The 17937-nt window shown below is 64.7% G+C and carries 17 protein-coding genes; 13 read left to right on the top strand and 4 right to left on the bottom strand.

The window, feature by feature from the left end; translation table 11 throughout:
* The first annotated feature begins 11 nt into the window (after positions 1–11).
* Genes J0H39_25070 through J0H39_25055 form a run of 4 tightly spaced genes read left to right on the top strand, consistent with a single transcriptional unit; the run spans position 12 to position 4517 of the window.
* The gene (locus J0H39_25070; protein ID MBN9500036.1) at positions 12–1703 is read left to right on the top strand and encodes an iron ABC transporter permease; all 1692 of its coding nucleotides are present in this window, start codon (positions 12–14) and stop codon (positions 1701–1703) included.
* Positions 1703–2755: an ABC transporter ATP-binding protein gene (locus J0H39_25065; protein ID MBN9500035.1), complete on the top strand. Its 1053-nt coding sequence runs from the start codon at positions 1703–1705 to the stop codon at positions 2753–2755. Before J0H39_25070 ends, J0H39_25065 begins: the two co-directional genes overlap by 1 nt.
* Positions 2752–3537: an SDR family oxidoreductase gene (locus tag J0H39_25060; GenBank protein MBN9500034.1), complete on the top strand. Its 786-nt coding sequence runs from the start codon at positions 2752–2754 to the stop codon at positions 3535–3537. The genes J0H39_25065 and J0H39_25060 overlap by 4 nt, the downstream gene beginning before the upstream one ends.
* A 14-nt stretch (positions 3538–3551) precedes the next feature.
* Positions 3552–4517, top strand: coding sequence for a galactose mutarotase (locus tag J0H39_25055; GenBank protein ID MBN9500033.1), 966 nt, complete (start codon positions 3552–3554; stop codon positions 4515–4517).
* Here the strand turns inward: J0H39_25055 and J0H39_25050 are convergent.
* Positions 4514–6019, bottom strand: coding sequence for a hypothetical protein (locus J0H39_25050; protein ID MBN9500032.1), 1506 nt, complete (start codon positions 6017–6019; stop codon positions 4514–4516). The genes J0H39_25055 and J0H39_25050 overlap by 4 nt on opposite strands.
* Before the next feature lie 140 nt (positions 6020–6159).
* Here J0H39_25050 and J0H39_25045 point away from each other — a divergent pair, with 140 nt between their 5' ends.
* Genes J0H39_25045 through J0H39_25005 form a run of 9 tightly spaced genes read left to right on the top strand, consistent with a single transcriptional unit; the run spans position 6160 to position 14947 of the window.
* Positions 6160–6864 carry a polysaccharide biosynthesis/export family protein gene (locus J0H39_25045; protein ID MBN9500031.1) on the top strand — a complete coding sequence of 235 codons (705 nt, stop codon included), beginning with the start codon at positions 6160–6162 and terminating at the stop codon, positions 6862–6864.
* A 1-nt stretch (position 6865) separates the two neighbouring features.
* Complete coding sequence (locus J0H39_25040; GenBank protein ID MBN9500030.1) at positions 6866–8323, top strand: exopolysaccharide biosynthesis polyprenyl glycosylphosphotransferase; 1458 nt, start codon at positions 6866–6868, stop codon at positions 8321–8323.
* 10 nt (positions 8324–8333) lie between these two features.
* The gene (locus J0H39_25035) at positions 8334–9434 is read left to right on the top strand and encodes a glycosyltransferase family 4 protein (GenBank protein ID MBN9500029.1); all 1101 of its coding nucleotides are present in this window, start codon (positions 8334–8336) and stop codon (positions 9432–9434) included.
* Positions 9431–10729, top strand: coding sequence for a hypothetical protein (locus tag J0H39_25030; GenBank protein ID MBN9500028.1), 1299 nt, complete (start codon positions 9431–9433; stop codon positions 10727–10729). Before J0H39_25035 ends, J0H39_25030 begins: the two co-directional genes overlap by 4 nt.
* The gene (locus J0H39_25025) at positions 10726–12048 is read left to right on the top strand and encodes an oligosaccharide repeat unit polymerase (GenBank protein ID MBN9500027.1); all 1323 of its coding nucleotides are present in this window, start codon (positions 10726–10728) and stop codon (positions 12046–12048) included. The genes J0H39_25030 and J0H39_25025 overlap by 4 nt, the downstream gene beginning before the upstream one ends.
* Positions 12045–13181: a glycosyltransferase gene (locus J0H39_25020; protein MBN9500026.1), complete on the top strand. Its 1137-nt coding sequence runs from the start codon at positions 12045–12047 to the stop codon at positions 13179–13181. Before J0H39_25025 ends, J0H39_25020 begins: the two co-directional genes overlap by 4 nt.
* A gap of 4 nt (positions 13182–13185) precedes the next feature.
* A complete protein-coding gene (locus J0H39_25015; GenBank protein MBN9500025.1) occupies positions 13186–13884 on the top strand; it encodes a hypothetical protein in 699 nt (232 codons plus the stop codon).
* A 5-nt stretch (positions 13885–13889) separates the two neighbouring features.
* Positions 13890–14420 carry a phosphatase PAP2 family protein gene (locus J0H39_25010; protein MBN9500024.1) on the top strand — a complete coding sequence of 177 codons (531 nt, stop codon included), beginning with the start codon at positions 13890–13892 and terminating at the stop codon, positions 14418–14420.
* Positions 14417–14947, top strand: coding sequence for a hypothetical protein (locus J0H39_25005; protein ID MBN9500023.1), 531 nt, complete (start codon positions 14417–14419; stop codon positions 14945–14947). The genes J0H39_25010 and J0H39_25005 overlap by 4 nt, the downstream gene beginning before the upstream one ends.
* Here the strand turns inward: J0H39_25005 and J0H39_25000 are convergent.
* The 3 genes from J0H39_25000 to J0H39_24990 are packed head-to-tail and all read right to left on the bottom strand — an operon-like array spanning position 14944 to position 17937.
* The gene (locus J0H39_25000) at positions 14944–16644 is read right to left on the bottom strand and encodes a GMC family oxidoreductase N-terminal domain-containing protein (protein MBN9500022.1); all 1701 of its coding nucleotides are present in this window, start codon (positions 16642–16644) and stop codon (positions 14944–14946) included. The genes J0H39_25005 and J0H39_25000 overlap by 4 nt on opposite strands.
* On the bottom strand, positions 16641–17069 hold the full coding sequence (locus J0H39_24995) for a heme-binding protein (protein MBN9500021.1): 429 nt from the start codon (positions 17067–17069) through the stop codon (positions 16641–16643). The genes J0H39_25000 and J0H39_24995 overlap by 4 nt, the downstream gene beginning before the upstream one ends.
* A 1-nt stretch (position 17070) precedes the next feature.
* Positions 17071–17937 carry a carbohydrate ABC transporter permease gene (locus J0H39_24990; protein MBN9500020.1) on the bottom strand — a complete coding sequence of 289 codons (867 nt, stop codon included), beginning with the start codon at positions 17935–17937 and terminating at the stop codon, positions 17071–17073.

Here is a 17937-nt window from a genome sequence, read left to right as displayed (position 1 = left end):
GTCGCGCATAGATGGCAAAGATCGCAAACGCGACGCGCCGGTTGCTCGACCCCAGCACGATCGTGCTGGCCGCACTTGCGGCCGCGCTGATCGTGCTGGTCGGTCTGCCGTTGTTCAAGCTCGTGGGATTGTCGGTATACGGTCCCGACGGTTTCTCCTTCGCGCCGATGGTCCATGCTTTCGGCGAAATGCGGCATCTCGACGCGCTGGGCCGCTCGCTGTTCATCGGCTTGACCGTGGCTGCGATCAGCACCTGCGTCGGCGTGCCGATGGCGTGGCTCGTGTCGCGCACGAACATGCCGGGCGGCAATTTCGTCACGTTGATCGTGGTGGCGATCTTCGTCATGCCGCCTTATCTGGGCGCCGTCGCGTGGATGCTGCTCGCCGGACCGAACGCGGGCTGGATCAATCGCGCTTGGGTGTTCCTGGGGGGCGGGGAGCGCTTGCTCAACATCTACTCGATGGAGGGGATGATCTTCCTGATCGCCCTTTATTCGATCCCCATCAACTTCATCTTCGCCAAATCGGCTTTCGACGTCGTGCCGACGGAACTGGAGGATGCCGCGTCGATTTTGGGGGCGAGCCGCTTCGTCACGACGCTCAAAGTCACGTTGCCGATGATTTGGCCCGCGATTCTGGGCGGCGCCATCATCGTGATGCTGGAATCGATCACGCTGTTCGGCACGCCCGCCCTTTTGGGGATTCCAGCCGGGATCACGGTGGCGACGACCCAGCTTTGGCAGTTCTTCGAGTTTCCGCCGAGGCTCGACGCCGCCGCGGCGTACTCGATGTCGTTGATCGCGGTCACGATCGCGATGTTGTGGTTGCAGCGCCGCCTTCTGGGCCGGAGGGGTTTCACCGCGCTGACGGGCAAGGGCGGCGAGCGCCGCCCCGTCGATCTCGGCCGCTGGCGCTGGATTTCCCTTGGCCTGTGCTTCGCCGTGGGAACGCTCGCCGTCTTCATGCCGCTGGTCGTGCTGTTGCAGGCGGCCTTCGCCAAGGCGTGGAGCCGGGGATTTTCCCTGTCCAACCTCACGTTCAAGAACTTCGACTATCTGCTGTTCAAGAACAGTTCGGCGCTCGGCTCGATCTGGAACACGGTGTGGTTCTCGGGCGTCGCCGCGACCGCCGCCGTGGCGGCGGCGCTGATCGTCGCCTATGTCCAGGCGCGCCGCTTGGCGCCGGGCGCTACGCTGCTGCAGTTCCTGTGCATGGTGCCCGTCGCGATTCCCGGCATCGTGCTGGCGGTCGCGTTCTACGCGACTTTCGCGCCGCCGCCGTTCTCGCTTTACGGCACGGCCGCCATGCTGATCCTCGCCTTCACGATCCGAAGCCTGCCCATCGCCTTCATCAACGCGGCCGCGACGGTCAAAAGCCTGAACCCGGAAATGGAGGACGCCGTGCGCATCCTCGGCGGATCGCGCGCCGTCGTGATGCGCAAGGTCGTCATGCCGCTGGCGAAAGGCGGATTGATCGGCTCGTGGTTGCTCGTCTTTATCGCGACGACGCGCGAACTCAGCACCGCGATCTTCCTGACCGGCCCCAAAACCAAGGTCATGTCGATCGTCATGCTGGATCTAAGCGAGGAGGGGAATTTCGAAGTGTTGGCCGCGCTCGGCGTTCTCCTGCTCGCGGCGGCGGCGATCGTCGTATTGATCGGCCAGCGCGTCGCCGGTCGCGATTTCATGTTGCGGAGACCTTGATGGCCTATCTTCGGCTCGCCAATCTTCAATGCCGGTTCGGCGGATTCACCGCCGTCGATGACCTGTCGATCGACTTCAAGGAAGGCGAGTTCATCGCGTTGCTGGGGCCGTCGGGTTGCGGCAAGACGACGACGTTGCGCGCGATCGCCGGCTTCGTGGAGCCGACGGGCGGGACGATCGAATTGGGCGGGCGCACGCTGTTCGGCGCGGGCGCGGCCGTGCCGCCGGAACAGCGGCAGATGTCGATGATCTTCCAGAGCTACGCGATCTGGCCGCATATGGACGTGTTCGAGAACGTCGCGTTCGGCCTGCGACTGCGCAATCTACCCAAGGCGGAGGTCGAGCGGCGCACGCGGCGCATCCTGGAGATCGTGCATCTCGAACATCTGGCGCAGCGTCTGCCCGCCGAATTGTCGGGCGGCCAGCAGCAGCGCGTGGCGCTGGCGCGCGCGATCGTCGTCGAGCCCAAAGTGCTGTTGCTCGACGAGCCTTTGTCCAACCTCGATGCCAATCTGCGCGAGGAGATGCGCTTCGAGATCCGCCGCCTGCACGACGAATTCGGGATCACCAGCGTTTACGTGACGCACGATCAAACCGAGGCGATGGTGACCGCCGATCGCATCGTGGTCATGAACAAGGGCCGGATCGAACAGGCCGATACGCCCAAGCGCGTCTATGACCATCCGCAAACGCGATTCGTCGCGGGCTTTATCGGCCGTACGAATTTGATCGACGGGCGCTTCGGCGATGGCGGTTTCATCGCCGGCGGGATCGCAATTCCGTTCGCATCGCCGGTCGAAGGCGCGACGGCGCTGTCGGTCCGGCCGCACCGTATCGGCATGTCGAAACCCGATGCGGTAGCGAAGGGTGTATACGACGTCGATGGCACGTTGCGCAGCCGTGTGTTCCTGGGCGAGACTTGGGAATACGAAGTCGATGTGCCCGGCTTGGCGGCGCCGTTGCGCGTTTCGCGGCCGCCGGACGACGTCTTCGAGAACGGCGCCGAAGTGCGTCTTTCGTTCGTGCCGGCCGCAATGGTCAGCGTGCGTTGAACAAGAATAGAAGGGGTGGAAACTTGGCTCTCAATCTCGGCGTCGAAGGTTTGCGCGTTCTGGTCACGGGTGCCAGTTCCGGTATCGGTGCGGCCTGCGCGGCCGCGTTCGCGGCATGCGGCGCGCGCGTCGTCATTCACTATTCCAAGAACAAGGCCGGGGCGAGCGAGCTTGCCGGCCAGATCGGCGCCGTGGCGATCGTCGCCGGCGATTTGATGAAGCGCGGCGCGGCGACGAAGGTCGTCGAAGAATCCGTCGCGGCCCTTGGCGGTTTGGACGTGCTGGTCAACAACGCGGGCGCCATGGTCGGCCGCACGCGCATGGCGACGTTCGACGACGCGACTTACGACGGCGTGATGGATTTGAATGTGCGCAGCATCCTCGAGGCGACGCGCGCGGCGCATCCCCATCTCGTCAAATCGGGCGCATCCGCTTCGATCATCAATATCGGCTCGATCGGGGCGCGCAATGGCGGGGCGCCGGGCTCGGGGCTTTATGTCGCGACGAAAGCCGCCGTCCACAGCCTGACGCGCTCGATGGCCAAGGAATTCGCGCCCGCCGGTATCCGCGTCAACGCGCTGGCACCCGGCGTGATCGCGACACCGTTCCACGCCGCCACGGCGCCCGACATGCTGGAAGCGGCACGTGCGTCGATCCCCATGGGCCGTCTGGGCAAAGGCGAGGATTGCGCCTATCCGGTCGTCTTCTTGGCGTCGCCCGCCTTGGCCGGCTACATCACGGGCCAGATCCTCGACGTCAATGGCGGTCAATACATGCCCTGAGCTAAGATCGGGCCATGGAAAACTTCGGCACGGTCGGCGGCACGCCGGTTCATAAGCTCGCTTTGCGCGGCCCCGGCGTGGCCGCCGAGATTCTCACCTACGGCGCCACGCTGCGCGCGTTGCATGTCGATACGCCACGCGGGACCATAAACGTCGCGCTGGGGCATGAAGATCTCGCGGGATATCTCGCCGAGAAGGGCTATGTCGGCGCGATCGTCGGGCGCTACGCCAACCGTATCGGCGGATCGCAATTCACGCTCGACGGCACGGTCCATCGCGTCGTGCCGAACGAGGGCGACAATCAACTTCACGGCGGCCCGGGCGGTTTTTCGACCCGCGTGTGGCGAATCGTGTCGGCGACGTCAACGCGCGTCGAACTCGCCTTGACGTCGCCGGACGGGGAGATGGGCTATCCCGGCACGCTGGAGGCGACGGCGATCTACGAGATCCCGGCCCCCGGCACGCTGCGCATCACCACACAAGCGACGGCCGACAAGCCCACGCCCGCGAATATCGTCAGCCATGCTTATTACAATCTCGACGGCGGCGGCGACGTGCGCGATCACGGCCTGCAAATCGCCGCCAGCCGGATCGTCGCGGTCGACAAGGCGCTGATCCCGACGGGCGATACGCCGTCGGTCGCCGATACGCCGTTCGATTTCCGCAAATCGAAGCGCCTGCGCGACGGCGGCGTGCATTTCGACGTCAATTTCTGCCTCGACCGCGCGGGCGAGGGCTTGTTCCTCGGCGCCGTGCTGAAGGGTGCGAAGTCGGGCCTCGCGATGGAAGTCCATACAAGCGAGCCCGGCATTCAGCTTTATGACGGCAAGTTCCTGGCCGCACCGTTCGCGGCGCATGGCGGGCTGTGCCTGGAATGCCAGTTGTATCCCGACGCGCCCAATCGCCCGTCTTTCCCCGACGCGATTCTGCGCCCCGGCAAGCGGCTGACGCAGGTCGTCGAGCTTCGGTTCAAAACCTAACGTTCGAGCTGTTCGGCCGGGACGTAGTTGAAGACGGCCAGCGTGGGCACGTTGAGCAAGCGTTCGGTGCGCACCGGATCGTAGATCGTGTCGGAGATCAGTTCCGACAGCAGCGCCACGACGACCGCCAGGAACAGCCCGGCGACGACACCCAAGATGCAATAAAGCAGCGGGCGCGGCTGCACGGGCTGGCGCGGATCGGCCAGCGACGGCGATTGCACGATCGCGATATTGCCGATCCGGCTTTGGTTGAGGGAATCCGCCGCGCGCGCGTCTTCGAGCTTCGAGGCGAACAGCTTCAGCATGTCCTTGGCGAGTGCGACGTCCTGTTCGAGCGACCAGCGCTCGGTCTCGCCGCCGGTGACGTCCAACAAGCGCCGGTCGATATCCGCGATATTGGCGAGGATCGTGTTGCGCTTGCCCTCGAACTCCGCCTGCTCGGCGAGCGAACGGTTGAGCTCGGTTTCCAGCGTCGTCGCGACTTCGTTGCGCGCCCGGCGCACCGTGCCCGAGAACAGAATCAGCTGATCGTCGAGGAATTTCTCCGCGATCGCGATCTCGCGCTCGACCTGCTGCACTTGGCGGCTGCCGGGGGCGAAATTGGCCGCGATCTCCTGCTGGCGGAGTTTGAGGTTCAGCAGCTTCGTTCGCGCGTCGTCGATCACGCGGCTTTGCTGCGTGTCGGTGAAGGCGGTGATCTCCTGCTGGGTCTGGGAGATCGCGTGGCGCACGGCTTGGACGCGCTCGGTGGCGCCGGCCAGCGCCGCCAGAATACGCTTGTACTCGCTGTCGATATCGATGCGCTGCTGCAGCAGCAGCGGGATCTGCGCTTCGAAGGCTTGCGCGCCCAAACGCTGGCGGAAGGCGGTCAGCTTGCCGTCGCTCGCCAGGAAGCGCTCGCGCGCCTGGGCGACCTGCTTTTCGAAATACGCGGTCTGGGTGTTGATATAGACGTTGATCGACTTCTCGGTAAAAATTTGTATCAGCGCATCCAGCGTCGCGGCCGCCAATTCGCGATCTGGATTGCGAAATGCGATATGCACGATATTCGACGTGCGCTGCGGGGCGGTTTGCAGCGCGTCGTCGAATTTCTTCATCGCCTTGTCGATATCCGGCGTTTCGCCCGGTTTCGACAGCTCGGGATATAAACGTTCCAGCCCTATCCGCTCGATCGTCGCGAGGATCACGTCGCGGCTGCGCATCAATTGCACTTGGGTATTGAGGATTTCGTCCGGGTCCGTCGCCACGGGAATGGCGGATTGCACGCCGACGCTCAAATCCGGCCGGAATGTGAATTCGCGGCCCAATTTGTTGACGAGGATGGAGGCTTCCGACTGATAGACCGGCTTCAACAGGAAGCTGAGCGCGACGGCAACGGTCACGCACGCGACGAAGGTCAGCAACGCCCTGTAACGGAAGCGAAAGAGAATCAGCACCAGATCGCGCGTCGTGAACGAAAGCGCGATCGGCGGCGTGATGGCGGTCGGATCGGATGGCGTCATTGCGAGCTGGTTTGCTTTCGCTGCGATTTAGACTGAGCTTCCAATCCAGCCTGAACCCAATTCTAATGAAGTCGTCGCGATTCGGGCAATCCTGCAGGAACACAATGTTACATCCGCTGAAACCACGGCGACTCGGGGCCATGCGATTCGCCGTCTTGGCGGCGCTGCTGTCGCTGGGCGTCGCATCGTGCGGCAAGGAGTCGATCCGGCCCGAACGCACCGATGCGGCCGCGTTCGCCCCCTGGGTCGCGGACGATTCGCCCTATCGGATCGGACCGGGCGACGAGTTGGAGATTCGCCTGCCGTTCAGCGGCGAATACAACGATCGCGCGGTGGTCGGCCCGGATGGGCGTTTCACGCTGCCCTTGGTCGGCGAGGTGGTGGGCGAGGGCAAGACCGTCGCATCCCTGACCGAGGAATTGGAGAAGCGCTATAGCCGCGATCTCGTCCAGCCGCGCGTCACCGTCGCGATCCGCAACTACGCCTCGCAGCGCGTATTCGTCGGCGGCGAGGTCAATGGCGCGGGGCTCATCAATCTGCCCGGACGGATCGGCGTGATGGAAGCCATTCTGCTCGCCAAGGGCTTCATGGACACGGCCAAGACGACCGAAGTCGTGCTGATCCGGCGCGGGCGCGACGGCCGCCCGATGATGCGCACGGTCGACGTGGCGGGCTATGTCGCGGGCCGCAATCCGGACGTGCCGTTGCAGGCTTTCGACGTCGTGTTCGTGCCCAAATCCTCGATCGCCGAGGTCAATCTGTTCATCGATCAATTCATCAATCGCGTCGTGCCGTTCCAGCGCGGCTTCACCTATACCGTCGGCCGGACGAGCAACACGAACTGATATGACCGTGGAATCCCAAACCATGCGCCAAGCGGCCGACCGCAAACAGCCGCTGGCGCTGTCGCGCGGCATGTTCGACACCTTGGTGGCATTGTTCGAAGGGGCGGGCGTCCTCCTCGCCGGTTGGCTCGCCGCTGCCGCGTTGCAGGCGGTCGGCGAGACCGCGCCGATCCCCGCGCACGCGCCCTTGTTCATCGTCGCGTTGGCGGTCGCCTATCTCATTCTCGGCTGGCTTGCGAAATTGCATCCGCAGCGCCGCACGCCGGGCGATGCGCCCGGTCTGACGATGCCGCGCGTGCTGGGCGCCAGTTTCGTCGCGTTCGGCCTGGCCGCCGCCGCGTTGGATGCCGCCCCGGCGGGGCCGCTCGCCGTGTGGCTCGCCCTGTGGTTCGTGCTGGCGCTGATCGGCGTCCAGCTCGTCCGCCGCGCGGCGGAATCGATCGAACGCCGCACGACATTCCGGCGCGCCCCTGTACGCCGCGCCGTGCTGGTCGGCGGCGGGACGTCGGCGTTGCGCTTGCTCGAACGTCTGTCGGATGAGGGGGCGGATATCGAATTCGCCGGCTATTTCGACGACCGCATTACCCGCGTCGAAGGGCTGAACGAGCGTTTGCCCTATCTCGGCGATTTGGCGGCGCTGATCGAACACGTGGCCGATCACGAGGATCTGCACGTCTATATGGCGCTGCCCTGGACCGCCGGCCCGCGCATCGCATCGCTGCTCGACCGCTTGCGCTTCCTGCCGATCACGGTGTGGCTGGTGCCCGATCCCGAATTGTCGGCCCTGTCGATGTCGCATGTCGAAGGCGGCGACGGCGTGGTCATGCCCACGCTGATGACGCCGCCGCTGGCGCATTGGGATCGGCTGCTGAAAGGTGGTTTCGATTTCGTCGCGGGCTTGGCGATACTGTTGCTGATTTCGCCGATCCTGATCGCGACGGCGATCGCCATCAAACTCGATACGCCGGGCCCCGTACTGTTCCGCCAGCAACGCAGCGGCCAATTCGGCCGCAAATTCTCGATCTACAAATTCCGCTCGTTGAAGATCGAGAACGCCGACGCCGAAGCCGACAAGCTGGTTTCGGCGCACGACGATCGCGTGACGCGCGTGGGCAAGTTCATCCGCAAATACTCGATCGACGAGCTGCCGCAGATCTTCAACGTGTTGAAGGGCGAGATGTCGCTGGTGGGCCCGCGCCCGCACGCGCCCAAGGCCAAGGCCGACGGGCGGCTCTACGCCGATGTCGTGCCCGATTACGCGATCCGCTATCGCGTAAAACCCGGCATGACCGGCTGGGCGCAGATCAACGGCTGGCGCGGCGAAACCGATACCGAAGACAAGCTGCGCAAGCGCGTCGAGTTCGATTTCCAGTATATCCGCGAATGGTCGTTCTGGCTGGATATGCTGATCTTGTTGCGCACGCCGGCGGCGGTCGTTCTGCCGAAGAACAACGTCTGACGCGCGCGCGATGGCGACGCTCCATATCAACGGCCGCTTCGTCACGCAGCGGCAAACCGGCGTGCAGCGCTTCGCGCTGGAGACCGTGCGCGCGATTGACAGGCTGCTGGGCGATCCAGAATTCGCCGCGCAATGGGATCGGGCCGTGTTCTGGGTGCCGCCGGGCGCGCAAGCGCCGGATTTCGCGCGGATCGAAACGCGTATGGCCGGCCGGTTCTTCAAAGCCGGTTATGGCTGGGAGCAGATCGATCTGCCCTTGGCGTGCCGGGGCGGGGTGCTGCTCAGCCTCTGCAATCTCGGGCCGGTCGCCAAACGCGATCAGGTCGTGGTCGTTCACGACGCCACACCTTGGGTCAGCCCGCAGAGTTTCCGCTTCGCGTTCCGCGCGGCCTACAAAACGCTCGTTCCCGCCTTGGGGCGGATCGCCAAGCGGATCGTCGCGATCTCCGATTTCTCGCGCCGCGAGATCTCGCATTGGTATGGCATTCCCCGCGATCGGATATCGCTGTGCAGCGAGGGTGCGGATCACATTCTCGTGCAGGCGGCCGATACGGGGCCGCTCGCACGAAACGGCTTGATCGATACGCCCTATTTCCTGGCGGTCGGCGTGGGCAGCCCCAACAAGAATATCGATCTGGTGCTGGCGGCGTTCGAACGCGCCGATCTGCCGGCGGGCACGAAGCTGGTGCTAACCGGCAAACGCGACGCCCGTGTGCATCCGGCGGGCGATATCCGCGAATCGGATCGCGTCGCGCATCTTGGGTTCGTGAGCGACGGTGAATTGCGCGCGCTCTACGAAGGTGCCTTGGCGCTGGTCTACCCCTCGCGCTACGAAGGTTTCGGCTTGCCGCCGGTGGAGGCGATGGCGTGCGGCTGCCCCGTCGTGATCAGCGATCAGGAAGCGCTGCTCGAAACATCCGGCAGCGGCGACGCGGCGCTGATCTGCGGCATGGACGATGCCGACGGCTTGGCCGCGATCCTGGCGAAACTCGCGCGCGATGCCGGTATGCGCCAAGACCTGTCTTCGCGCGGGCGCGAACACGTCAAACGCTTCCAATGGGCGCGCACGGCGCAAGCGCTGCTCGGCTATTGCCGCGAGGCCGCTTCGTGAAGCGCGCGATTTTCTTGCCCTATCTCGTGTTGCGCGGGTCGACCGCCGGTGCTGCGCTGATCACCGGCGTGTGCCAGACCTATGTATTCGCGCGCGTGCTCGATCCGCATAACTTCTCGCTGTTCATCATCATCGGCAATCTTGGCCTGTCGCTGTGGCTGTTCGATCTCGGTATCGCGAAGGTGCTCTACGTCAATCTTCGCGCGCGCTTCCTCGACGGAACCTTGGCGAAGGCCGACGAAGCGCCGTCGCTGGGCCGCCAAGCCGCGGGGGTGACGTTCCTCTATATCGGCTTGGCGCTGCTGGGGGCGGCTTGCTGCTTCGCCATCGCCGCGTTGTTCGGCGGCGGAGCCGGGCAGGGGATCGAATTCGCGCTGTTCTTCGTCTATGCGGCGCTCAATCTCGCCTGGTTCGCGCTGCGCAATGTCAGCACGGCGGTCGATCGCTTCCTGCATTTCGAAACGCTGGAGGTCATGCGCCGCATCCTCCATCTGGCGCTGCTTTTCGCGCTGTTGTTCGGCTTGCCGTTCATGGAATTCCTGCTGGCCAGCAACGCGGTGTGGATCGTGTTGTTCGTGGCGGCGATACGCCGCTTGCGGGCGGAGAGCGCTTTCGACGGAACGGGGCCCTGCGCCGCTCTGCGCCATTTCGCCCGCGTCAATCGCCGGCGCTTGATGGAAAGCGGCGGTTACGCGGCGGGCGAGATCTTCGTCTACAACTATCCCTCGCTGCTCGTGCCCGCCGTGATGGGATTGGGCGCGCCGACGATCATCTTCGACACCGCGTTCAAGATTTTCCGTGGCGCCAATGTGCTGTTCTCCGCCGCCTGCGATCTGATGGTGCCCGGGCAGACACGCGCCTTCCAAGCGGGCGACAGGCGCGGCTTGTGGCGCGCGACATTGATCGCGGCGGCGCTGGGCGCGGTCCCGGCGATCGGCCTGTGCGGCTTGCTCGCGATTTGGGGCGATGCGCTTTACGCGTTGTTGCTCGGCAATGCCGCGCGAATGCCGTCGGCGGTAACGCCGATGCTGATATGGCTGATCGCGTGCAACTGGATCCAGACCGTGTCGAATTTCCTGCTGGTCCATACCGGGCATTTCCCGGCGATCGTGCGCGCGGCCGGAATCATGACCGCGATCATGGCCGCGGTCGCGGTCGCCGCCGCGCTGACGGGGATCGACGTCGTCCGCTTCATGGAATTCTACGCCGGCGCTTACGCGCTCGGTGCCGCGCTCTACGCGTGGCTCGCGTTGCGGCTTCCGCTCGCTTTGCGCCGCGCGGAGACCGCGCCATGATCCGTATCGATCCCTGGCTGGTGCTGGGTCGCATCCCGCCGGAGAATTGGCTGATCCTGGCGATCTGCACGCTGGCCTTCGCGCTATTCTATCTGCGGGACTATCGCCGCTGGGGGGCTTTGTCCTTCGCCAGCTATTTCTTCGGCTTCAATTTCTTCCTGAAAATCGTCGTGATGTACCCCTTCGCGTGGTCGGCGCATAACATCGTCGCGACCAGCCGGCATTTCGAGGCGATCCTCGCGCATATCGACACCGCGTTCTATCTGACGCTGACGGGTTTCGTGTGCATGGTGATCGGCATTCTGGTCGCGCGGGTCACGATGCGCGGCGCGCCGCTCGGTTGCCGCATTGTCTATGGGATCGTCGCCAATGGCTGGAACAGCGGCGGCGGCGTGGTGCTGGGTGTGGGCATCGTGGTCGGATTGACGCTGCTGATGTTTGCCTTAGGCTTCCAGCCGCTTGTCGCGCGCTCGCTGGTGTTCGAGCGCAACGAGCTACGTCCGATCTACAATCTGTGGAGTCAGATCTTGCCCTTCGTCGCGGTGGCGGTCGTACTTTACGGCGATACGCGCAAAAGCCGCGGCTTCATCGCACTGGGCGTGGCGATCGCCGTGCTGGGCGTGGTCGGCGGCAACCGCACGGTCGCGGTGCTGACGCTGATGCAGATCGCGGTGATGATGTGCATGCCGCGCCGCTTCGGCAATTTGCCGATGCTGCTGCTGGGCGCCGTCGTACTGGCGAGTGCCGCCTTGTCGATCGCCACGTTGCGCGGCGATACGATGTCGGGCCGCGATCAACTCGACATGATCCGCGCCTTGCTCTACGGCAACAATCTCTCCGACCTGCGCGATTTCGCGTGGATACTGTCGGGGCTCGACAGCGTCGATTTCTATTGGGGAAAAACCTATATCGCCGGGTATCTGAGCTTCATCCCGACTTATATGTTCCCCTTTCGCGAGCAATTCGGCTTCGGCCGCGTGACGCCGATGCTCGCCGGCCTCGATCCCGCGTTCCATAGCGGCCTGCGCCCGCCGATTTTCGGCGAGATGTACGTGAATTTCGGCCTGCCGGGTCTGTGCATCGGCGGTTTCGTCTACGGCATTCTGGTCGGGCGGATCATGCACTGGATCGCCGATACGCTCGACGCACCCGCGGATTCGCATTCCTATATTCCGCAATATGTCGTGTGGACGGGATTCTTGGTGCTGCAAATCGTCGATAGTCTCGTGTTCACGCCGGCGTTTTTCGGCGTCTATGTGTTGTTGGCGCTGCTGTTTCTCGGGCGGCTGCTGATCCGGGTGGGGGCGCCGCGCCGATGAAGATTCTCTATATCGTCGAATCCGCCGCGACCGGTGTGGCGCGCAATGTGCTCGATCTCGTCGATGGGGCGATCGCCGCCGGGCATCGCGTGAGCGTGATTTATTCGCCAAAGCGCGAAGACGGGATTTTCCGTGCCGGGCGCGAACGGCTTTCCGCCGCCGGTGTCGAATTCACGCCGGTCCCGATGCGCCGTGCCCCCGGTCCGTGGGATTTGGCACCGGTATTGGCGGCGCGCCGCTACATCGCCGCCAAGGGACCGTTCGATGTGATCCACGGCCATTCGTCGAAGGGCGGCATGATCGCGCGGTTGGCCGGGATCGGGTCCGGCGCGCAGATCGTCTATACGCCGCACGCCATCTCCACCCTCGATCCCGATTTGCCGCTGCCAAAGCGCATCTTCTATCATTCGGGCGAATGGGTGTTGTCGTGCCTGACCGATATTCTGATCGCGGTGTCGACGGGCGAGGGCACGCATCTCGAATCGCTGGGTATTCCGCGCCGAAAAATCCGCGTCGTGCCCAATGGCGCCGAACCACCCAAGCGCACGCGCGCGCGCGAAGCGGTGCGCGCCGAATTGGGACTGGCGGAAAATCACGTGGCGATCGGTTTCGTGGGGCGGCTCAGCCGGCACAAGGCGATCGACGTGATGGTCGCCGCTTTCGCCCGAACGCTGGCGAAGTATCCCGACACGCGGTTGATCGTCATCGGCGATGGCGAATGGCGCGACCAAGCGAAACACCAGGCCGTGGATCTTGGCTGCGATGGCGCCATCAGCTGGTTGGGTGCGCGTGAATCCTTGAGCTACTACGCGGGCTTCGATCTGCTGGCGTTGCCCAGCCGTTACGAAGGCTTCAGCTACACGATGCTGGAGGCGGCGGGCATCGGCCTGCCCGTCGTCGCGACCGAAGTGAGCGGAACGCGCGACCTGATCGGCGATCGCGAGAACGGCATCATCGTGCCCCGAGTCGGGGATATCGACGCTTTCGCCGCCGCTTTGATCGAGATCGTCGGAAACAAGGCGCTGCGCGACTCGCTGGCGAATAACGCGATTTCGCGGATTCGCGGAGGCGGCGTCGCCCGCATGGTTGCGCAAACGCTGGCGGTTTATGCTGGCGCCCGGACGAAGGACTGATTCGATGCTGTTCGGAAATCACAAAGCGGCGGCGGCCCCGCAGGCCGATTGGCTGCCCGAGGATGCGGGCGCCGGTCAGCCGCTGTTCACGTTGTTCAACAAGCTGGCGATGCTGCGCAAGGACGATCCGTCTTTCGCGGTGCAGGTGCTGGGCCCGCATCCAGGTTGCGGCGTGTCGACCATCGCCGGCGGTCTGGCGGAGTTCACGGCGCTGAATGTCGACGCGCCCGTGGCGTTGATCGATGCCGATCCGCTGAAGATGTCGCAATTCCAGCGCGTGGGTATCGATGTCGGCGCAAGCCTGCAGGAAGTGCAGCAAGGCAAGGCGAGTCTCGAATCCGCGATGCACCGCATGCGCCGGAGCAATCTATCGCTGATGTCGCTGACGCCGCCGGTCGTCGATCGCAAAGGTTATACGGGTCGCACGCTGTCGATCAGCGCGCTCAGCGAAATCGTGGCGCTGCTGCGCCGACGCTTCCAATGGATCATCGTCGATAGCGGACCGGCGCGCGACGTGGCGTTTTCGCTGGTGCTGTCGCGCTTCATGAGCGGGACGGTCGTCGTCGCGGAATCCGAAAAGACCCGCGTGCCGGTGATCCACGAACTGGTGCACCAGGTCTACGCGAATGGCGGAACCTCGCTGGGCGTGGTCATCAACAAGCGCAAGATTCACATCTCCGATCTTCTCTATCGCTTTCTTTGAGCGTCATGGAGCTGCTGAACACGCTCGCAGATGTCGGCTTCGTGGCGCCGCTGCTGGCGGCCGGCGTGCTGATGCTGATGGCGCGCGGGGCCGCCGAACCCGCCTTGCGCTGGGCGATCGCTTTCGTGCTCGCCGCCGCGACGACCGGCCTTCTCAAAACGCTGCTGCGCGGCAGCGCCGAGTTTCCGCATTTTCCCAGCGGCCATGTCTGCGTCGCGGTCGCCTTCTATGGCGGCATGATCTCGATCTTGATGGGCGGGCGCGGCGGCATGTGGCGCAACCTGCCGTTCATCGTTCCGATCGCGCTGCTGTCGGGCTGGTCGCGGGTCGAGACGACGTCGCATAGCTGGGCGGATGTGATCGGCGGTTTCGCGATCGGCGCGATTTCCCTGGCGTTGCTCGGCTGCTGGCGGATGTCGCGGCCGGTCGATGCGTCTTCGCGCAAATGGATGCTGATGGCGATTGTTCTCGCCGTCCCGGTCGGCTTCGCGAGCTATACAAGGCTCGGCCATAGCTGGCGGATGCTGGTCGAATGATGCGCGCGTTCGTCCTCATCTTGCTGCTTCTGCCCGCCGCCGCGGCGGCGCAGACGAATTTCCCGATCGACCTCAATCACGAGCTTCAGCGCCGCTTGCAGGATCGGTCGGATCAGATCGAAAGCGGCGCCATTCCCCGCGACGGCGGCATCGCGCGTCCGGAATCGGCGATGCCGATCGAGGCGGAGCGCGGCGACGTGGTGAGCATCGCGGGCCAGCGCTATCGCCTGTGGGGCATCGCCGCGCCCCGGCCGAACGAGTATGGCGGTTACACCGCCGCGCAGCATTTGCGCCAATTGATCGCGGGCAATCCGGTCACTTGCATCACCACGGGCCAGATGGCGGAACGCTTGCCGCTGGCGCGCTGCCGGGTGAACGGCAAGGATGTGGCGGCCTTGCTGGTCGCGGGCGGTTTCGCGCGCGATTGCCCGCGCCAATCGCGGGGCAATTATGCGGCGTTGGAACGCCAGGCGGTGGTCAACGTGGCGGGCGGATTCGATCTGCCGCCGGAATGCGTCGAGGATTAGCGCGAACGCTTGATCGAATCGGCCATTTTCTCCGCGACCATGATCGTCGGAATGTTGAGATTGGCGCGCGGCACGCTGGGCATGACCGACGCATCGACCACGCGCAAACCGCCGACGCCATGCACGCGCGCGTCGACGGGGGAGATCACCGCGTCGCGGTCGTTCGCCGTGCCCATCTTGCACGTGCCGCAGGGATGCCATTGGCCGAAGCTCTTGGCCACGAGATGCGCTTCCAGCGCCGCATCGTCGGCGATCAATTCGTCGATCAACTTGCCGCCGCCGACGAACTCGCGCGCGAAGGTTTTGCGCAAGGCCGGGATCGCGTCAAGCATCAGCCCCGCCGTCGCGGTCAGCGCGTAATTGCGGAAGGTTTTAAGGCCAAGCTTCTTCGCCCAGCCGCCGTAACTCGACGGGGCGGGCGCGATCAAATGCCGTGCGAGCGGATCGGTCTCGACCAGCCGCGCCATCAAGCGCACCGCATCCTTCAAGCGCGCGCGGTCAGAGGCTTCGGCGAGGAACTGGAAATTGGCGACCGGCTTCAAGCGTTCGCCCTGGCGTTCCAGAACGACGCTGCCGCGCGACGCGGGCTTGTTGATCCAGGCGATGAAGGTCGCGATACGCTCGCCCAGCGGATGCCAGGCGGATTTGGCGGCAGCCATCAGGAACATGTCGTTCGGATCGGCGCCGATACCCGACGAATAGCGCAAGCCCAGATGAATATGCCGGCGCGTCGTGCCTTTGAGCCGCGCTTCGGGCCGCAGCAATGCGGACACGGAAATGCCGGGATGCTCCTGCAAGTTCCGGCCGACGCCGGGTAGGTCCGCGCGCGGGGTCAGGCCCATGCGCTGCAGGGCGAGCGCGTCGCCGATGCCTTCGCGCAGCAGCAAGCCGGGCGATTGCAGCGCGCCGGCCGAGACGATCGTCTCGCGCACCGCGATCTCGCGCGTCGTATCGCCCTGGCGAAGTTTGAGGCCGGTGACGGCCTTGCCGTTCCATACGAATCCCGCGACTTCGGTATCCGAGACGATCATCAAGTTCGGACGCTTGCGCACGTCGGTGGTGAGATAGCCGCGTGCGGTCGAAACGCGATGTACGCCGTCGTTCGACAGCGTCATCGGGAAGACGCCGTCGCCATATTCGCCGTTCTGGTCGGCGAGCCCGGCGAAGCCCAGTGCGCGGAAGGCTTCCTCCGTCGCGATCGACAGCAACGGCCATTTGTCGCGCGGGATGCGATGGATCGGGATCGGCCCGCTTTGCCCGTGCAACGGCCCGTCGAAATCGAGATCGCGTTCGAGCTTGCGGAAATAGGGCAGAACACCTTCCCAGCCCCAACCGGCGGCGCCCATGCGGACCCATTCGTCGTAATCGTCGGGCGTGCCGCGATTGGCGATCTGGCCGTTGATGCTCGACCCGCCGCCCATCAAGCGCGCTTGTTCGTAAAGCCGCGTTTGCGGCCAGCTGCCGGGATCGTTGTGGCTGATCGGCCCCAACCGCGCGGGCAGATCTTTCCAATGATTGCCGGGATCGAACGCCGCGAGACCCGGATACATGTCGAGGATCGCGGGCGTTTCGCGCCCCGGCGGCAGATCGCGCCCGGCTTCGATCAGCATCACCTGCGTGGCGGGATCTTCGGACAGGCGGCTCGCCAGCACGCTACCGGCCGACCCGCCCCCGACGATCGCGAAATCGATGCTCATGCTTTCGCCAGGAAGGCCTGTAACCCCGCCTCGGCGACTTCCGCGTCTTGTGCGGTCGAGCCGGAGCTCACGCCGATCGCGCCGACCACATCCTCGGTGCCCGGTAGCGTCAACGGCAAGCCGCCCGCCAGAATGGTGAAGCGGCCTTGAAGCTGGGTGTTGACGCCGAAGCCGGCCACACCGGGCTGTGCGGCGGCGGCCAAGGCCGAGGTGGGCTTGCGCGATCCGGCGGCGGTGAAGGCCTTGTTGATCGCGATATCGATGGCGATGAACTTCGCCCCGTCCATGCGATGGAAGGCGACGAGATGGCCCGCCGCGTCGACCACGGCGATGTTCTGCGGCACGCCGATTTCGCGCGCCTTGGCGGCCGCCGCGTCGATGACGATTTGCGCGAGGTTCACGCCGATATTCTTCACGATGTTCATGTCAGCCTTTTACCGAACCCTTGGTCAGGCCGGAGACGATCAACCGGCCGAGCAGGGCGAACACGATCAAAATGGGCACGATGGCGAGCGTGGCGGCGGCGGTCAGCGGCCCCCATTCGCGGCCGAAGAAGCCGATGAAGCTGTAGATCAGCGGCTGGATGGGCCTGAGCCAGGGTGCATCGATCATCACCGATCCGGCGACGAATTCGTTCCACGATCCGACGAAAGCAAGCGTACCCGCCGCACCCAATGCCGGGCGCGACAAGGGCAGCATGACATGGCGCAGCACGCCGAAGCGCGTGGCACCGTCGATGATCGCGGCCTCGTCCAACTCGCGTGGAATACCTTCGATCGTGCCCTTCACGACCCAGATCGCCATCGGCAATTGGTGCGCGGCGTAGATCAACGGCAGCGCGTAGGGGGTGTTCACCAAGCCGAGATGGACAAAATAAACGTAGTTGGGAATCAGCAATGCGGCCGCGCCCAGCGATAGCGGGATCGACGCGACCACCAGCAGGAACAGGCTTTGCCGGAAGGGAAAGGTGAAGCGGTCGAAGGCATAGGCGGCGGGGAGCGCGCAAGCCAGCGCCATCACGACCGCCACGCCCGAATAGAACAAGCTGATCAGGAAGCTTTGCGCGAAGCCCGAAACGAACACGCGCTCGTAATGCGCGTTCGTCGGCTCGAACCCGACGAAGCGGGGCGGCATCGCGAAGATCACGCTTTCGGGCTTGATCGAGGTCAGCATGCCCCAGAACAAGGGCAGCAGATTGATCACGACCAGCGCCGCGATGGGCAGGATCAGCGCCAGACTGGCGCCGAGCCCGAGTTTCGGGCGGAGGAGGGCGGAAGACGACGCACCGCTCAT

Source organism: Alphaproteobacteria bacterium, assembly GCA_017308135.1.
Taxonomy (GTDB): domain Bacteria; phylum Pseudomonadota; class Alphaproteobacteria; order CACIAM-22H2; family CACIAM-22H2; genus Tagaea.
This window is presented reverse-complemented; position numbering and strand designations above follow the sequence as displayed.